17 protein-coding genes are annotated in these 15,143 nt (G+C 60.6%); 8 read left to right on the top strand and 9 right to left on the bottom strand.

What is annotated here, in order from left to right; all coding sequences use genetic code 11:
- Nucleotides 1–90 precede the first annotated feature (90 nt).
- Complete coding sequence (gene mpl / locus G5315_RS13525; RefSeq protein WP_421333200.1) at nt 91–1,461, top strand: UDP-N-acetylmuramate:L-alanyl-gamma-D-glutamyl-meso-diaminopimelate ligase; 1,371 nt, start codon at nt 91–93, stop codon at nt 1,459–1,461.
- The gene (locus tag G5315_RS13520; RefSeq protein WP_047437825.1) at nt 1,458–2,069 is read left to right on the top strand and encodes a flavin prenyltransferase UbiX; all 612 of its coding nucleotides are present in this window, start codon (nt 1,458–1,460) and stop codon (nt 2,067–2,069) included. Before mpl ends, G5315_RS13520 begins: the two co-directional genes overlap by 4 nt.
- A 72-nt stretch (nt 2,070–2,141) precedes the next feature.
- Here G5315_RS13520 and G5315_RS13515 read toward each other — a convergent pair whose 3' ends face one another.
- Nucleotides 2,142–2,756 (bottom strand): TetR/AcrR family transcriptional regulator, encoded by a 615-nt coding sequence (locus G5315_RS13515; RefSeq protein ID WP_042079938.1) that lies wholly within the window; start codon nt 2,754–2,756, stop codon nt 2,142–2,144.
- A 201-nt stretch (nt 2,757–2,957) separates the two neighbouring features.
- Between G5315_RS13515 and hpt the strand changes: the two genes are divergently transcribed.
- The 3 genes from hpt to G5315_RS13500 all read left to right on the top strand — a co-directional run bounded on the left by hpt (nt 2,958) and on the right by G5315_RS13500 (nt 5,287).
- On the top strand, nt 2,958–3,488 hold the full coding sequence (gene hpt, locus G5315_RS13510) for a hypoxanthine phosphoribosyltransferase (RefSeq protein ID WP_005335618.1): 531 nt from the start codon (nt 2,958–2,960) through the stop codon (nt 3,486–3,488).
- A 111-nt stretch (nt 3,489–3,599) separates the two neighbouring features.
- Nucleotides 3,600–4,517, top strand: a complete 918-nt coding sequence (locus G5315_RS13505; protein ID WP_005354634.1) for an ABC transporter ATP-binding protein — start codon at nt 3,600–3,602, stop codon at nt 4,515–4,517.
- Entirely contained in the window at nt 4,514–5,287 is a 774-nt protein-coding gene (locus G5315_RS13500) for an ABC transporter permease (protein ID WP_005362866.1), read from the top strand. The genes G5315_RS13505 and G5315_RS13500 overlap by 4 nt, the downstream gene beginning before the upstream one ends.
- 59 nt (nt 5,288–5,346) lie before the next feature.
- Here the strand turns inward: G5315_RS13500 and G5315_RS13495 are convergent, their stop codons facing one another.
- Both G5315_RS13495 and G5315_RS13490 read right to left on the bottom strand, forming a co-directional pair.
- Nucleotides 5,347–5,748, bottom strand: a complete 402-nt coding sequence (locus G5315_RS13495) for a hypothetical protein (protein WP_227341378.1) — start codon at nt 5,746–5,748, stop codon at nt 5,347–5,349.
- A complete protein-coding gene (locus G5315_RS13490; RefSeq protein WP_227341379.1) occupies nt 5,693–7,447 on the bottom strand; it encodes a hypothetical protein in 1,755 nt (584 codons plus the stop codon). The genes G5315_RS13495 and G5315_RS13490 overlap by 56 nt, the downstream gene beginning before the upstream one ends.
- Nucleotides 7,448–7,691: 244 nt before the next feature.
- Between G5315_RS13490 and G5315_RS13485 the strand changes: the two genes are divergently transcribed.
- The 3 genes from G5315_RS13485 (at nt 7,692) to G5315_RS13475 (ending at nt 9,170) form a co-directional block, all read left to right on the top strand.
- A complete protein-coding gene (locus tag G5315_RS13485; RefSeq protein ID WP_421333199.1) occupies nt 7,692–8,099 on the top strand; it encodes a hypothetical protein in 408 nt (135 codons plus the stop codon).
- 119 nt (nt 8,100–8,218) lie between these two features.
- Nucleotides 8,219–8,638, top strand: a complete 420-nt coding sequence (locus G5315_RS13480; RefSeq protein ID WP_227341381.1) for a MauE/DoxX family redox-associated membrane protein — start codon at nt 8,219–8,221, stop codon at nt 8,636–8,638.
- A 4-nt stretch (nt 8,639–8,642) separates the two neighbouring features.
- A complete protein-coding gene (locus G5315_RS13475; protein WP_227341382.1) occupies nt 8,643–9,170 on the top strand; it encodes a rhodanese-like domain-containing protein in 528 nt (175 codons plus the stop codon).
- Between the two features lie 83 nt (nt 9,171–9,253).
- On the opposite strand, the gene G5315_RS13470 is transcribed toward G5315_RS13475, so the two are convergent.
- The 6 genes from G5315_RS13470 to pcnB all read right to left on the bottom strand — a co-directional run bounded on the left by G5315_RS13470 (nt 9,254) and on the right by pcnB (nt 14,983).
- Nucleotides 9,254–10,618 carry a cation:dicarboxylate symporter family transporter gene (locus G5315_RS13470; protein ID WP_421333198.1) on the bottom strand — a complete coding sequence of 455 codons (1,365 nt, stop codon included), beginning with the start codon at nt 10,616–10,618 and terminating at the stop codon, nt 9,254–9,256.
- A 152-nt stretch (nt 10,619–10,770) separates the two neighbouring features.
- The gene (locus G5315_RS13465; protein ID WP_005354654.1) at nt 10,771–11,121 is read right to left on the bottom strand and encodes a putative quinol monooxygenase; all 351 of its coding nucleotides are present in this window, start codon (nt 11,119–11,121) and stop codon (nt 10,771–10,773) included.
- Between the two features lie 24 nt (nt 11,122–11,145).
- Nucleotides 11,146–12,003 (bottom strand): pantoate--beta-alanine ligase, encoded by an 858-nt coding sequence (gene panC / locus G5315_RS13460; RefSeq protein WP_005335639.1) that lies wholly within the window; start codon nt 12,001–12,003, stop codon nt 11,146–11,148.
- 201 nt (nt 12,004–12,204) lie between these two features.
- Nucleotides 12,205–12,999, bottom strand: a complete 795-nt coding sequence (gene panB / locus G5315_RS13455; protein WP_199415730.1) for a 3-methyl-2-oxobutanoate hydroxymethyltransferase — start codon at nt 12,997–12,999, stop codon at nt 12,205–12,207.
- Nucleotides 12,996–13,505 (bottom strand): 2-amino-4-hydroxy-6-hydroxymethyldihydropteridine diphosphokinase, encoded by a 510-nt coding sequence (folK, locus tag G5315_RS13450; protein ID WP_421333226.1) that lies wholly within the window; start codon nt 13,503–13,505, stop codon nt 12,996–12,998. Before folK ends, panB begins: the two co-directional genes overlap by 4 nt.
- 11 nt (nt 13,506–13,516) lie before the next feature.
- On the bottom strand, nt 13,517–14,983 hold the full coding sequence (pcnB, locus tag G5315_RS13445; RefSeq protein WP_139474094.1) for a polynucleotide adenylyltransferase PcnB: 1,467 nt from the start codon (nt 14,981–14,983) through the stop codon (nt 13,517–13,519).
- Nucleotides 14,984–15,143 lie beyond the last annotated feature (160 nt).

The following is a 15,143-nucleotide window of genomic DNA, read 5'->3' as shown; positions in this document are numbered from 1 at the left end:
TCTGTAGGCCTCTCACCATGAGTGCGGCTTGTGCCACCACCGCAACACACCCTAGAATGCGCACTTCCCTTTACTGCGAAAGGAAGCGGTATGCATATTCACATTCTCGGGATCTGCGGCACCTTTATGGGTGGTCTGGCGGTGTTGGCAAAACAGCTTGGCTATCGCGTTACCGGCTCCGATGCCAACGTCTATCCCCCCATGAGCACCCAGCTCGAGCAGCAAGGCATCGAACTGACCGAAGGCTATGACCCCTCCCAACTCGATCCGGCGCCGGATCTGGTGGTGATCGGCAACGCCATGAGCCGCGGCAACCCCTGTGTTGAATATGTGCTGGACCGCAATTTGCCCTACATCTCCGGCCCCCAGTGGCTGCTGGAGCACGTGCTGCTGGATCGCTGGGTGCTGGCCGTTGCCGGCACCCACGGCAAGACCACCACCGCCAGCATGCTGGCCTGGGTGCTGGAGTACGCCAAACTGGAGCCCGGTTTCCTTATTGGCGGCGTGCCGGGCAACTTCCCGGTCTCCGCCCGTCTCGGCTCCGCCCCCTTCTTTGTCATCGAAGCGGACGAGTATGACTGCGCCTTCTTCGACAAACGCTCCAAGTTCGTCCACTACCATCCGCGCACCCTGGTGATGAACAATCTGGAGTTTGACCACGCGGATATCTTCCCGGATCTCGCCGCGATCCAGCGCCAGTTCCACCACCTGATGCGCACCGTACCGAGCAACGGCCGGGTGCTGTTCCCGCAAGCCGATGACAACCTCACCGCCGTGCGCAAGATGGGCTGCTGGAGCGAAGTGGAGCTGGTGGGTCAGAACGACGCCAAGTGGAAGGCGGTCAAGCTGGCCGATGACGGCTCCGCCTTCGAGGTGTGGCTGGATGGCGAAAAACAGGGCGAGGTGCACTGGGAGTGTATCGGCGAGCACAACGTCAACAACGGTCTGATGGCCATCGCTGCCGCCCGCCACGCTGGCGTGATGGTGGATCATGGCATCGCCGCCCTCTGCCAGTTCAAATCCCCCAAACGGCGGATGGAGCTCAAGGGCGAAGTGGCGGGCATCAGCGTCTATGACGACTTCGCCCACCACCCCACCGCCATCGAGACCACCCTCGGCGGCCTGCGCGCCAAGGTAGGCGGCTCACGTATTCTGGCGGTGCTGGAGCCACGCTCCAACACCATGAAGTTGGGGGTTCACAAGGAGGAGCTGGCTGGCTGTTTCGATGGTGCCGACGAGGTGTTCTTCTTCCAGCCCCCCAACATCGGCTGGGATCTCGGCGAGGTGACGGCCCATATGACCCGACCGGCCAAGGTATTCAACGATCTGGAGACCTTGATCAACCGGTTGGTAGCCGAGAGCCGCGATGGCGACCATATTCTGATCATGAGCAACGGCGGCTTCGGCGGTATTCATGACAAGCTGATCGCCCGCCTCAAGGATTACCACGGCGAACTATGAACAAAGCAATCACCCTGGCGCTGACCGGTGCCTCCGGCGCCCCCTACGCCCTGCGCCTGCTCCAGTGTCTGGTGCAGGCGGACTATAGGGTCTATCTGCTCGCCTCATCGGCGGCTCGTGTGGTACTCAAGACTGAGCAGCAGCAGGATTGGCCCGGCTCGCCGAAAGAACTGTCGGCGTACCTCTGCCGCCAATATGGCGCCAAGGAGGGGCAGATTGTCGCCTGCGGCAAGGAGGAGTGGTTCTCGCCGGTCGCCTCCGGTTCGGCCGCCCCCAAACAGATGGTGGTCTGCCCCTGCTCCATGGGCACCGTCTCGGCCATTGCCAACGGCACCTCCGACAACCTGCTGGAACGAGCGGCGGATGTGGTGATCAAGGAGCGCGGCCAGCTGATCCTGGTGCCCCGCGAAACCCCCTTCTCGGCGATCCATCTGGAGAACATGCTGAAACTGGCACGGCTCGGGGTGACCATCATGCCTGCAGCGCCCGGTTTCTATCATGAGCCGAAAAGTATCGAGGATCTGGTGGACTTTATGGTGGCCCGCATCCTCGATCATCTGGGTGTCGAGCATGAGCTGACCCACCGCTGGGGCTATGGCCACCATTGAGGTGACCGCCACATTCGGCCATAAAAAAACGGCGCCACTCAATGAGTGACGCCGTTTTTTCGTTAAGTCGTGTTAGCGAGCCTGAATTGGCGCCGTCACGTACTTGAACAGGAAATCAGTCACCTCTTGGCGCGCCGGGCGCTGAGGTTGATTGATCATCTGCATCATCACATAGCCAAAACCGGTCAAAGAGCGGGCCAGATCCTGTGCTGACAGCACGCTGGTGATCTCCCCTGCATCCATGGCGGTTTGCAGCTCGCTGGCGATCAGCTCAAGGCAGTGATCGAGCAGCCGGGTATAGCGGGGCCATACCTCTTCCCGAACCGATGAGCTCCACTCCAGCCAGATACCGGCATAATCCGGTTGATCGTAGGCGGCATCGACAGAGAGGCGTACATGACGCTGGATCTTGTCGAAAATGGAGCCCTGGTCACCGTATGCCTGCGACAGCATCTGGTTCACAAAGCGTTCGATCTCGGCCAGCACCTCATCTACCAACTCCTCGCGGGTGTTGAAATAGTTGAAGACGGTAGCCACAGAGACCTTGGCCTGTTCGGCTATCTCGGCGTGACCTGCACGGCCAATGCCGCGACGGGAGAACACCTCGATGGCACATTCCATCAATTGGGAGCGACGAGCTTCCGGCGACAGCCGGGTACGACGTCTTATTTCTGCGCGTGGTTCCATAGTTTTTATCATCTAATAGTTATTGATTATGGTGTTTATAGTATTTTAACTAATCATGCCTGAGTGCCTGCTAACTCTATCAATTAAAATAAGCCGATAAAAGCACCACGTATCTCTAGCACCCTTCAACATGAGTGGTAGAATCATCGGTTTTGATATTCATGAACGGCCAAATCCCCTTTGGCCTTATGGGAGTAAGTGATGAAACACACCGTCGAGGTGATGATCTCCGAGGCTGAAGTAGCCGCCCGGATCGCCAAATTGGGTGAAGAGATCACCGCCCGCTATCAGGGTTCTGACGAAGTCGTGATGATTGCGCTGCTGCGCGGTTCCTGCATCTTCCTGGCCGATCTCTGCCGCCAGTGCCAGCTGCCCATCACCCTGGACTTCATGACCGCCTCCAGCTACGGCTCCGGCATGCACAGCACCCGTGACGTCCGCATCCTCAAAGACCTGGACGACGACATCAAGGGCAAGGATGTGGTGATCGTGGAAGACATCATCGACACCGGTTACACCCTCAACAAGGTGCGCGAGATCCTCTCCCTGCGCGAGCCAAAATCCCTGGCCATCTGCACTCTGCTGGACAAACCCTCCCGCCGCGAAGTGCAGGTGCCGGTCGACTGGATTGGCTTCGCCATTCCGGACGAATTCGTGGTCGGCTGTGGCATCGACTACGCCCAGAAGTACCGCAACCTGCCGTTTATCGGCAAAGTGGTACCCCAGGAGTAAGCCAGGTTCAGGAATATCACGGGTGAAGCGGCCTTGCGCCCTTTACTCTGTGCAGGCGGCCTTGGCCGCCTTTTCTGTATCGAGCCGGATTCAACCATCACAGAGGTTGCAATGAACGCACTGGAAATCAGCGGCCTGAAAAAGACCTATCAGGGGGGCGTCGAAGCCCTTAAAGGCATCGATCTTACCGTCAGGCAGGGGGATTTCTTCGCCCTGCTCGGCCCGAACGGCGCGGGCAAGTCCACCACCATCGGCGTCATCAGCTCGCTGGTGAACAAGAGCGCCGGGAAGGTGAAGGTGTTTGGCTACGACATCGACAGCGATCTCGAACAGGCCAAGGCCCAGCTCGGACTGGTGCCGCAGGAGTTCAACTTCAGCCAGTTCGAGAAGGTGATCCAGATTGTCACCCATCAGGCCGGTTTCTACGGCGTGCCCAAGGCGGAAGCCAAGATCCGCGCCGAGAAGTACCTGCGCCAGCTCGATCTGTGGGAGAAGCGCGACATGCCTGCCCGCACCCTCTCAGGCGGCATGAAGCGCCGTCTGATGATCGCCCGCGCCCTGATGCACGAACCCAAACTGCTGATCCTCGATGAACCGACCGCCGGGGTCGATATCGAGATTCGCCGCTCCATGTGGACCTTCCTCAAGGATCTCAACGAGCAGGGCGTCACTATTATTCTCACCACCCACTATCTGGAAGAGGCGGAGATGCTCTGCCGCAACATCGGCATCATCGACAAGGGTCGTCTGATCGAGAACACCAGCATGAAGAATCTGCTGGGCAAGCTGGGTCGCGAGACCTTCCTGCTCGACCTTGCGCCAGGTTCTGCCGTACCCGAGGTGCCAGAGTTCAACGGCCGTATGCCGGATGAGCGCACTCTTGAGGTGGATCTCGACAAGAGCCAGTCACTCAACAGCTTGTTCGAGCAGTTGTCGAACCAGCAGGTGCAGGTCGTGAGCATGCGAAACAAAGCCAACCGGCTGGAAGAGCTGTTCGTCAATCTGGTCGAAGAGGGGAGAAAAGCATGAATCTGGCCATCTATTACATCGCCTTCAAGAGCATTCTGGCCAAGGAGGTGAGCCGCTTTACCCGGATCTGGATCCAGACCCTGGTACCACCGGCCATCACCATGAGCCTCTACTTCGTCATCTTCGGCAACCTGATCGGTTCGCGCATCGGTGACATGGGTGGCTTCACCTACATGGAGTTCATCGTGCCCGGCCTCATCATGATGTCGGTGATCACCAACTCCTACTCCAACGTCGCCTCCTCCTTCTTCAGCGCCAAGTTCCAGCGCAATATCGAGGAGATGCTGGTCGCGCCGGTGCCCAACTACGTCATCATCGCCGGTTACGTGGGCGGTGGCGTGGCGCGCGGCCTCTGTGTCGGCCTCATTGTCACCCTGGTGTCGCTGTTCTTCGTGCCGCTGCAGATCCACCATCTGTTCAGCGTCTGCGTGACCGTGCTGCTGACCGCCATCCTCTTCTCGCTTGGGGGCCTTATCAACGCGGTGTTTGCCAAGACCTTCGACGACATCAGCATCATACCCACCTTCGTGCTGACGCCGCTCACCTATCTGGGCGGGGTGTTCTACTCCATCAGCCTGCTGCCCCCCTTCTGGCAGGGAGTCTCCCAGGTGAACCCCATCATCTACATGGTGAACGCGTTCCGTTACGGCTTCCTCGGCATCTCCGACGTGCCGCTCGGCACCGCCTACCTCATCATCATCGGCTTTATCGTGGCCCTCTACGGTATCGCCTGGTGGCTCATCTCCCGCGGCACCGGCCTGCGCCACTGATGACCAGAACGGGCACCTCGCGGTGCCCGTTTTCATTGTCCGGCCCACCTCGGGATGACTTAGACCCGGATAGCGTGATCCTTTAGCAGCCGGGCGGTGAGCTCAAGCTTTTCGTTGCGCTCGGCGGCCCGCTCGGGAACCGTGACGCCACCCTGCTCATCGACCCGCTCCTGACCGAAGGCATCGTCGATAGCCTGCGCCATGGCGGTGCGACCAGCCGCGAGATCGGGATCGATCAGGCTCTCCTGCATCCGGATCCGGTTCTCGCTGGCCGCCAGCTGCAGTTCATCCAACTGGGTGGCGAGAGTGACAATCCGGTTATCGACCCGCTGGGCCAGTTCGAAGAGACGGTTTTCATTCCCTGCCGCCATCGCCAGTCCATCTAGTTGCTCCCCTTTGCGCTGATCAAAGTTGCTTACCGCACGAGCGGCCAGCTCCAGTGCATACGCCTTGGTTGCCATGGCGTTGACTCCGCCCTCCCAACCGACATCGGCCCCCCCCCAGTGTCACGCCAAGGGTAGTATGAAACTTGGCTCCCTGTGGCCCGAAAGCCGCAGTGGCACCGGCCGATGCACCGACACCCAGATTGGCGGAGGCGCGTACCTTGGCCGAAAGGCTATAGGCATCCGCATACTGACTCTTGAGCAGATTGAGCTGGGCACTCCCCTCAGCTTTCATACCAGCAAAGGCCGAGGCGTTGGCCGTCACGCTGACCACTGGCCCATTTGGGGTCATGATAGCCGCAGCACCGGCCTCCAGCTTGGCATTGGCGACCACCTCGGCAGAGCCTGCCAGCTTGGCGTTAAGCAGGTTGCCGATAGTCCAGCTCCCCTCCACCGACAGCCCCAGCCTGCTCACCAGCTCGGCACTGGCCCCGATGCGCAGCAGACTAAGGTCATGGGGCCCCGGTGTGTAACGCGATCCGTCGGTATCATTGACGATCTTGTTCACCGGATTGAACACCAATGAGCCCTCCGCCTTGCCAATCACCAGCTCGGCCTTGGCACTCGCCTTGTTCTCCTGGGTCAGAGCCACCTTGCCGGCAAACTCTCCTACCGGCGTGTCACGACGCCCCTCCCACTTGCCAATTTCGATCTTGGCGAAAGCCTCCACCAGCGCACTGGCACTGACCAGTCCGAGCCCGCCAAAGGCCTTGTGGCTCACGGGCTCACCCGGTTTCAGCTCCTTGCTGGCCGCAGAGAGAGGGCTCTTGAGCTCGGCCCGTACACCACTCTGATAGTGCTTGCCTGATGCGGCCTCTCCCTGCCAGAGCGCCTTCTCCTGCGCCTCGCGCTCAAGCCAGGGCTCATCCAGTCCATCCACCAGCGCGGTCAGCAGCTCGGTCCTGAGCAGGCCAATCTCCCCCTGCTTGCTCACCTGCTGCTGAATGCTGAGATCCAGAACCTCCTTGAGGTGGCCGAGCTCCAGCAACTGACTGTGGGTCAACAGGATATCGCGACCATTCTCCTCGGCAGTGGCTTGCGGCTTGAGCTCACCCAGTGCGGGCAGAGCCTGACGCAAGGTCCCGCAAAACAGCTGCCACTCGTGGCTTGCTGCGACCTCTTCACGGGTCGGCGCCCGCTCCAGCCGTCGCGCCATCATCCCCTCACTCACCCCGAACATCAGGTCTAGTCCCCCTTGCAGCTCCTGCTTGAACAGGTCGTTGGCCCCCTCCTGTTGCAGGCGAGCCAACTCGCTGCACCACTGGCGGATCTGCTGGTTACTCTCGATAGGCTGATTGACCCTCCCCTGCTCGTTGCAGACCCACGCCAGCTGAAATGAGGGAGGCTTGCCACCCTGTGCCAACGCCTGACGGCGGACAGCGATGTCATCGACCAGTTTTTGCAACACGGGATCCTGCTGACGGGAGCGGTTCTTGCCCGAGTCGATCCAGAACTGCAGCGCCTGTTCGATCTTCGCCAACCCGGCAAGTGAAGGCGTTGACTGGGCCTGATAGTGCCGCACGGCCTGCTTGACCGCCTTAAGTTCCGGGCTCTGCCGATGGCCAATACCACGGCGGATCGCCCTATCGAACTCACGGCTACCGGCATCCAGCAGCCGTAATCTGGCGTTGCCAAGGCGGGCAGTAGCTGATGGTGTGGCATCAGGAGTTGTCTGCTGATGACGGCTTACATCGATATCCGGGGAGGCAATTTTCATGACAAGAAACCTGCGTTGATGAGAGAGAGGATCCTCAGCGTACGCCCCCCCCCTTGTCACCCTGTCAGCGATGGTCCCGCTTTTTTAGGATTCGGACTGACCCGTAAAAGATGTCTGTCAGCTCACAATTTCGGCACAACCACTCGCCCCGCCGACCAAAAACGCTAAAAAAATGACGACAAGTGATAAGCAGCCACCGATCAGCCGCATAGGGTGTCACTCTCCCCCTGCCCGAGGTTTGGCCATGTATCACGCTCTCATTACCGCCCTGTACACACAACTTGGATTTCCGCTTCCGGTGGCCGGACAGACAGCCACCACCCTCGCCATCAACGACGAGCTGGTGCTGACGCTGGCAGAGGATGAGGGCCATCTGGTGATCTATCTGCTGCTACCGGGCCACGCCATGCCCAACACGCCCCTGCTAAACCACCTTGGCGACGAGCCGGTGTTTCTGCTGGATCAGACCGAGCAGGGAGAGACCCTAATCTGGGCCCGCGAGTGGCTCGATCATCTGACGGTCGACAGCCTGCTGCTACTGCTCGAGCGGGCCATCGAGCTGGCTGCCGAACTGCTGACCCACCAGCACAACAGGGAGCAATCGACACAGCCACAACAACCCGCCTCCACAACCGCCACCATCAGGGTCTAGCGCCCCCATTCTGGTCACTGTCTCGCAAAATCGAGATTTATCTTGTTTGGCATGGGTTTAGTCATTGCGGCTCAATCGGGAATTGTTAGAATTTACCCCTCTCTATAAAGAGGTAGGAAATGCCTGCGTTGTTGCGCATGCTGGCCAATCTGGCGCTGGGGGGATTCTTCCTCGCCTCTGCCGGGTTCAAGCTGGCCTCCCCCGCCCTGTTCATCGAGCAGATCGGCGCCTTTGGCCTGCTCTGGCCACCGCTGATCCCGTTCGCCGCCTGGGGGCTGATTGCCCTTGAGCTCTGCGCAGGCCTCGCGGTGATCGCCAACCGGCGCTGGGGGCTCTGGCTGGTGATCGGGCTGCTCGCCCTGTTTATTCCGGTGTTGGGCTATGGCGTTGCCATCGGGCTCGACATCTCTTGCGGCTGTCTGGGCAGGGCTGATCTCAGCTCGTTGCCGGAGGCCATTGTGCGGGATCTGCTGCTACTGACGCTTGCGGGCGCCCTGCTGCGAACTTCCCGCCCCGTTTTTCCCGTTCCAAAGGAGTAGTGACATGATGACATTGCGATCCCGCACTCTGCTGGCCTCGCTGATCGCCGCCAGCTTTGCCCTCGCGGGCTGTGGCGACAACCAGTTCGAGCAGGAGGTGAAGCTGGAACAATCGGCTGTACAGCTGGCACAGGAAGCGCAGCAGGGGGGCTATCAGCTGCTGACCGTGGCCGAGCTGAAAACCCGGATGGACAAGGGCGAGGAGCTGGTGATCATCGACACCATGCCCTATGAGGACTCCTACAAGAAGGAGCACATCCCGGGCGCCAAGAACTTTGCCTTTGTGAAAGAGGCCAAGGCTGGTGACAACTGGAGCGAGATCGTCGAGGGAAGCGGCACGGCGGAACAGTTCCAGGCACTGCTGGGTGAAGACAAGTCCCGCCCGGTGGTGATCTACTGCGGCTTCGTCAAGTGCGGCCGCAGCCACAATGCCGCCGCCTGGGCGGTGACTCAGGGCTATCAGCAGGTCTATCGGGTGCCGGGCGGCATCTTCGCCTGGAAAGGGGCCGGTTACCCCGTCTCTGCCGAGTAAGCGCGTCTGCTCATAAGGTAATACAGTCGACATAAAAGAAGCCCGCAACTGCGGGCTTCTTTCATATTGGACAACTCTCGGGGTTAGCTGGCGGCCTGCGTCTGCATCGTCTCCACGTTGGCCAGCTGCTGCTTGCCCAGCAACCGCTTGGTGATCATCGCCGCCATGATGGAGCCGTTGACGTTGAGAGCGGTACGGCCCATATCCACCAGCGGCTCGATGGCGATCATCACCCCCACCAGCGCGATGGGGAAGTTGAGGGTGGAGAGCACGATCAGCGCGGCGAAGGTGCCGCCACCGCCGACGCCGGCCACCCCGATGGAGCCCAGCGCAATGACCGGCAGCAGGGTGAGCAGGAACAGGGGATCAAACGGGTTGATGCCGAGCATGGGGGCAATCATCGCCACCATCATGGCCGGATAGATGCCAGCACAACCGTTCTGCCCCAAATTGGCACCGAACGAGGCGGCAAAGTTGGCGATGCTGGCGGGCACCCCAAGGCGCTGCTGGGTCTCGATGCTGAGGGGGATGGAGGCGGCGCTGCTGCGGGAGACAAAAGCGAAGGTGAGCACACCCCACACTTCCCGCAGATAGTGCAGCGGGTTCTGGCCGATCAGCAGCAGGATCACCATGTGTACCGCAAACATCGCCAGAATGGCGACGTAGCAGACCAGAATAAAGCCGAGCAGGCTGAGGATCTCGCTCAGGGGATAGTGGGCCACCACCCGGGCGATCAGCGCCATCACGCCATAAGGGGTGAGCGCAATCACCACCCGCACCATCTTCATCACCCACAACTGCAGGGTGTCGATGGCCACGGCGGCGCGAGCACCCGCCTCCGGGTGCTCCGCCTTCATCTGGAGCAGAGCAACCCCGGCCAACACGGTGAAGATCACCACCCCGATCACCGAGAGGCTACGGCTACCCGCCATATCGGCGGCAAAGTTGGTGGGCACCAGCGAGAGCAGCAGGGCAGGCAGAGTCTGGGCACTGTCGATGGTGCTCATGCTCTGTTGCAGGGTGGCGCTGTCGCTACCGTGACTCAACAACCCGGCTGCGGTGAGACCGCTCAGGTGGGTAATGGTCATCCCCACCACACCGGCGATCATCACCAACGTCAGCATGGAGCCGATCAGCACGGCGCTGATCTTGCCAAGGGACTGGGCCTGCTCCAGCTTGTTGATGGCGGAGAGGATGGAAGTGAACACCAGCGGCATCATCACCACCTTGAGCAGACTGACATAGCCACCGCCGATGATATTGACCCACTCCAGGGTCTGCTGGACGCCGGCATCATCGGCGCCCCACCCCAATTGCAGCGCCAGCCCGAACAGGGCGCCAAGCAGCAGACCCGCAAGTACCTTGCGCGAGAGCGGCACAGTAGAGGGAATCCGGGTCAGGGCAAAACAGAGCAGACAGAAAACAAGCGATGCAATCAGGACAAACATCATGAGTACCTGTAGTGGCCATCAGGCCGAAAGTGGATAGAAACGAAGGGAAATGCGGGCTGGGCCGCAGAACAAAACGCCGGAATGCAGGAGAGTGCTGGCGTGAAAAAGCAGCGGACGCCCGAGGGGGCGTCCGCTGGCAATCGGGGGAATTACTTCTTTACGGGGGCGTCGTACTGTTCGGGTTCGTCGCTATAGACGCAGACATTCCACTTGGCGGCCAAACCATCTTCCGCCAGACAGTAACGCTCGAAGAAAGCCTTGATCTCCGCGCGCTGGCAGTGGGCTTCAAAGGCTGCCATATCTTGCCAAATCTCGTTGAACACGATGGGGAAGCTCTCCCCCTCGGCAAACGGGCTCGCGATGTGGCGGGTCACCCGATATTGCAGGCAGCCATCCTCACGCAGGGTGTTGGGCTCGAGCGCCTGCAGCACCTGAAACAGGGCCTGCTCCTGACCGGGTTTGGGCAGGAATTGGGCAATGCAGTAAACCTTCTTGGACATGGGGTCCTCCTGGTTGTGGCGGGCTCAGGCTTGCTGCAGCGTGACCACTTGATTGTCGATAAGGCGGGCCTTGCCAAGATAAGCGGCCATCAGGATCACCAGCTGCGCGCTCTCGTCTGTGGCGGATTCGAGGGTGGCGGCATCGACGATGTCGATGGCATCGGTACGAAAACCGGCGTTGTCGAGGCGTTGGCTGGCCTGGGCCACCAGGGAGGGCAGGTGGTGGTCACCCGCTTCGATCTGCTCGGCGATCCAGTTCATGGTGCGCGCCAGCTCGGGGGCAATGGCCCGCTCGGCGGCAGTCAGGTAGCCGTTGCGCGAAGAGAGTGCCAGCCCGTCTTCGGCCCGTACGGTCGGCACACCGACGATCTCGATGGGCATCGCCATGTCGGCCACCATCTTGCGAATGAGCGCCAGCTGCTGGTAATCCTTCTGGCCAAAGCAGGCCACATCCGGCTGTACCAGATTGAACAGCTTGGTAACGACGGTGCTGACCCCACGGAAGTGACCCGGACGCAGCGCCCCCTCCAGCAGATTGGAGAGACCCGGCACCTCGACGAAGGTCTGGCTCGCCAGCCCCTGCGGATACATGATCTCCGGGGTCGGGGTGAACACCATATCGACCCCGGCCGCTTCCAGCGCAGCGCAATCCTGCTCCAGAGTGCGCGGGTAGTTGGCAAGATCCTCGGCCTTGTCGAACTGCATCGGGTTGACGAAGATGCTGACCACCACCTTCTCGGCGTGGCTGTGCGCCTCTTTCACCAGCGTCAGGTGGCCCTGATGCAGGTTGCCCATGGTGGGCACGAATGCGATGGCACGCCCTTCACGGCGCCATTGGCTGATCTGCTCACGCAGAACGACGGGATTATTTACGACCAACATCAGCAGTTCACCTTCCGATAAATCAAAAAGAGAGACGGGTTGCATCTACCGGTAGCACTCGGGCGGGATGAAGCACGAAAATGGCTATCAGCAGTTCACCTTTAGATGAATCAATAAGAGACGGATTAGCTATACGGGTTAACTGTGCGAGGCTGAGAAGCAGAGACGGGGGCCGCAGCCCCCATCATGCAACTGCCAGGGTCAGTTGAAGCTGTGCTCCGGGCCGGGGAAACTCCCCTCGCTCACCTGCTGGACATAGAGGCGGATGGCGGCACGCACATCGCCGGTCTCGGCCAGGAAGTTCTTGGTGAACTTGGGCACATAGCCAGAGGTGACGCCAAAGGCATCGTGCATCACCAAAATCTGACCGTCGGTCGCGGGGCCGGCACCAATGCCAATCACCGGGATGCGAAGCGCCTTGGTGATGCGCTCGGCAAGCGCAGTGGGCACACACTCGAGCACCAGCAGCTGGATACCGGCCGCTTGCAGTTCGAGGGCCTGGCGGTAGATCTCCTGCGCCTGAAACTCGTCACGCCCCTGCACCTTGAAGCCGCCAAAGACATGAACGGATTGCGGGGTGAGACCGAGGTGACCACACACCGGCACCCCGTTGCGGGTGAGGTGGCGGATGGAGTCACAGAGCCAGTCGCCCCCTTCCATCTTCACCATGCGGGCACCGGCCGCCATCAGGCGGGCAGCGTTCTGGTAAGTCTGCTCGGGGGTGGCATAGCTCATGAACGGCATGTCGGCGACCACCAGTGCCTTGCTGGCACCGCGCGCCACACAGCGGGTGTGATAGACCATCTCATCCATGTTGACCGCCAGGGTATCCTGACCCCCTTGCAGCACCATGCCCAGCGAATCGCCGATGAGCAGCACGTGGGCACCCTCGTCGTCGAACAGCTTGGCAAAGGTGGCATCATAGGCGGTGATGGCGGTGAACTTTTGACCATCCTGCTTCATCTTCAACAGGCTGGCGGTGGTGATCTTGCTCATAGAGGCTCCTGTACGTCTGCACGCGGGGCAATGATGGCCAAATCATTGTGCGGGCAGCGGGCAACCAGTCGGGCGAGCGGGGTGCCGCAGGGCAGCACCAGAGCAGGCGCAATTTCGGCAAGGGGCAGCAGCACGAACTCCCGCTCCTTCATGCCGTAGTGGGGTACGATCAGGCTCTCATGGTTGATCACCTGATCCCCATAGAGCAGCAGGTCGAGATCCAGAGTTCTCGGCCCCCACCGCTCATCTTTGCGCACACGTCCCTGTTCCAGCTCGATTTTTTGTAATTGATCCAGCAGCGCAAGGGGCGCGAGCCGGGTATTGAGCCGGGCCACGGCATTGACGTAGTCCGGTTGGTCAGCAGGCCCCATGGGGCGGCTGCTGTAAAACGACGAGGCCTCCACCAGCACAGATTCCGGCAACCTTGCCAGGGCGGCAACGGCACGACGAGCCTGACCCAGCGGATCAGACAGGTTGGAACCAATGGCGATGAAGACCTCGGTCATCACGTCTGTGGTCACTCGGCCACTTTCGGTTTGCGGCGACGGGGGCGACGACGATTGCGGCTGTTGTTGCTGCGCTTCTCGCCATCGTGGCTACGGGCCTCGCCGCGCTCACCGCTGGCCGGGCGACGGGTCGCTTCACGCTGCAGTTGCGGGCGCACATCCGGATTGGAGGCAACATAACGCTCCCACCAGCTGGCCAGCTCACCGAGACCGCGCTCGACCCGGTTGCGCAGCAACAGGAAGTCGAATGCCGCGCGGAACTTGGGATGCTCCATGGCGCGCTCGGGGTGCTTGCCCTGACGACGGGTCAGACGCTGTTGCAGTGCCCAGATGTCGCGGACATCTGTGGTGAAACGGCGGGGAACGGCGATGATCCGCACCTGATTGTCCAGCACCTCGTTGATCGCCAGCATGAAGGCGTCATACCAGGGCAGGCCGCTCTCGTTCTCCAGCACCCGACCACGGGCCTCGACGCAGCCCCACAGCAGGGTGGCGTAGAGGAAGGCGGGAGTGACGCGCTTGTCTTCACGAACGCGGGTGTCGGTATCGATCAGCGCCTGCTCGATAAACTGCTCGTAGGGCGAGTTGCCGTGCGGGGTAAACAGCGCCGCCACTTGCGGGAAGAGCTGCTGGAACAGACCATACTCGCGCAGCAATTTGTAGGTCGCTAGGCCATCGCCAGCCAGGAACAGCTTGAGGGTCTCCTCAAACAGGCGGGCAGCCGGGATGTCTTGCAGCAGTGGCGCCAGCTCCTTGATAGGGGCGGCGGTACGCGGACTGATGGTCATATCCAGCTTGGCGGCAAAGCGCACGGCGCGCAGCATCCGCACCGGATCTTCACGATAACGGGTCTCGGGATCGCCGATCAGCTCAAGCTTGCGCTCGGCCAGATCTTCCAGACCCCCTTCGAAATCGTGCAGGGTGAAATCTTTGGCGCTGTAGTAGAGGGCGTTGACGGTAAAGTCGCGGCGCTCGGCATCCTCTTCGATGGTGCCGTAGACGTTGTCGCGCAGCAGCATGCCTTCATCAGACTGGGCCGACACATGTTTGCTGGTATTGACCTGATGGTGGTGACCCCGGAAGGTGGCCACTTCGATCACGTCACGACCAAAGACAATGTGGGCCAGGCGGAAACGACGGCCAATCAGGCGGCAGTTGCTGAACAGCGCCTTGATCTGCTCCGGCGTCGCATCGGTTGCGATGTCGAAATCCTTGGGCGTCTTCCCGAGCAGCAGATCCCGGACTCCGCCGCCGACTAGGTAGGCCTCATAGCCCCCTTTGTTCAGGCGATAGAGCACCTTGAGTGCATTCTCGCTGATCTCTTTGCGCGAAATAGGGTGCTGATCACGGCTTAAGGTACGACGTTGACCGGCGACACGGGCTGGAATGGGGGATTCCACCGACTGCTCGCCGTCTTCCTTGCCGAGCACCTTGCGGCAAAAGTTTGCGATCTGGGAAAAAATGGTACACCTCTTCATGACTTCTAAATTGACGGGAGGCCAAAAAATAGCGGCCTATCATAGCTCACGCCTAACCAAATGAAAAACCGTGCTGACAATTGATCCCGCATGAAACCGTCCGCCAGCGAAAATAGCGGTCAATCTGCACATAGCTCACGCCTGACCAAATGAAAAACCG

Origin of the sequence: Aeromonas sp. 603607 (assembly GCF_049171595.1) — a bacterium.
GTDB lineage: Bacteria > Pseudomonadota > Gammaproteobacteria > Enterobacterales > Aeromonadaceae > Aeromonas > Aeromonas veronii.
Note: the sequence above shows the minus strand (reverse complement) of the source record. Positions and strands in the feature narration are given on the sequence as shown.

Excerpts from the sequence above, each read along its gene's own strand:
- G5315_RS13480 (WP_227341381.1), top strand. The coding sequence starts at position 8,219 with ATGCCTGCGTTGTTGCGCATGCTGGCCAATCTGGCGCTGGGGGGATTC.
- G5315_RS13485 (WP_421333199.1), top strand. The coding sequence starts at position 7,692 with ATGTATCACGCTCTCATTACCGCCCTGTACACACAACTTGGATTTCCG.
- pcnB (WP_139474094.1), bottom strand. The coding sequence starts at position 14,983 with ATGAAGAGGTGTACCATTTTTTCCCAGATCGCAAACTTTTGCCGCAAG.
- panB (WP_199415730.1), bottom strand. The coding sequence starts at position 12,999 with ATGAGCAAGATCACCACCGCCAGCCTGTTGAAGATGAAGCAGGATGGT.
- G5315_RS13495 (WP_227341378.1), bottom strand. The coding sequence starts at position 5,748 with ATGGCAACCAAGGCGTATGCACTGGAGCTGGCCGCTCGTGCGGTAAGC.
- hpt (WP_005335618.1), top strand. The coding sequence starts at position 2,958 with ATGAAACACACCGTCGAGGTGATGATCTCCGAGGCTGAAGTAGCCGCC.
- G5315_RS13465 (WP_005354654.1), bottom strand. The coding sequence starts at position 11,121 with ATGTCCAAGAAGGTTTACTGCATTGCCCAATTCCTGCCCAAACCCGGT.
- G5315_RS13515 (WP_042079938.1), bottom strand. The coding sequence starts at position 2,756 with ATGGAACCACGCGCAGAAATAAGACGTCGTACCCGGCTGTCGCCGGAA.
- G5315_RS13505 (WP_005354634.1), top strand. The coding sequence starts at position 3,600 with ATGAACGCACTGGAAATCAGCGGCCTGAAAAAGACCTATCAGGGGGGC.
- mpl (WP_421333200.1), top strand. The coding sequence starts at position 91 with ATGCATATTCACATTCTCGGGATCTGCGGCACCTTTATGGGTGGTCTG.
- G5315_RS13475 (WP_227341382.1), top strand. The coding sequence starts at position 8,643 with ATGATGACATTGCGATCCCGCACTCTGCTGGCCTCGCTGATCGCCGCC.
- G5315_RS13500 (WP_005362866.1), top strand. The coding sequence starts at position 4,514 with ATGAATCTGGCCATCTATTACATCGCCTTCAAGAGCATTCTGGCCAAG.
- G5315_RS13520 (WP_047437825.1), top strand. The coding sequence starts at position 1,458 with ATGAACAAAGCAATCACCCTGGCGCTGACCGGTGCCTCCGGCGCCCCC.
- G5315_RS13470 (WP_421333198.1), bottom strand. The coding sequence starts at position 10,618 with ATGTTTGTCCTGATTGCATCGCTTGTTTTCTGTCTGCTCTGTTTTGCC.
- panC (WP_005335639.1), bottom strand. The coding sequence starts at position 12,003 with ATGTTGGTCGTAAATAATCCCGTCGTTCTGCGTGAGCAGATCAGCCAA.
- G5315_RS13490 (WP_227341379.1), bottom strand. The coding sequence starts at position 7,447 with ATGAAAATTGCCTCCCCGGATATCGATGTAAGCCGTCATCAGCAGACA.
- folK (WP_421333226.1), bottom strand. The coding sequence starts at position 13,505 with ATGACCGAGGTCTTCATCGCCATTGGTTCCAACCTGTCTGATCCGCTG.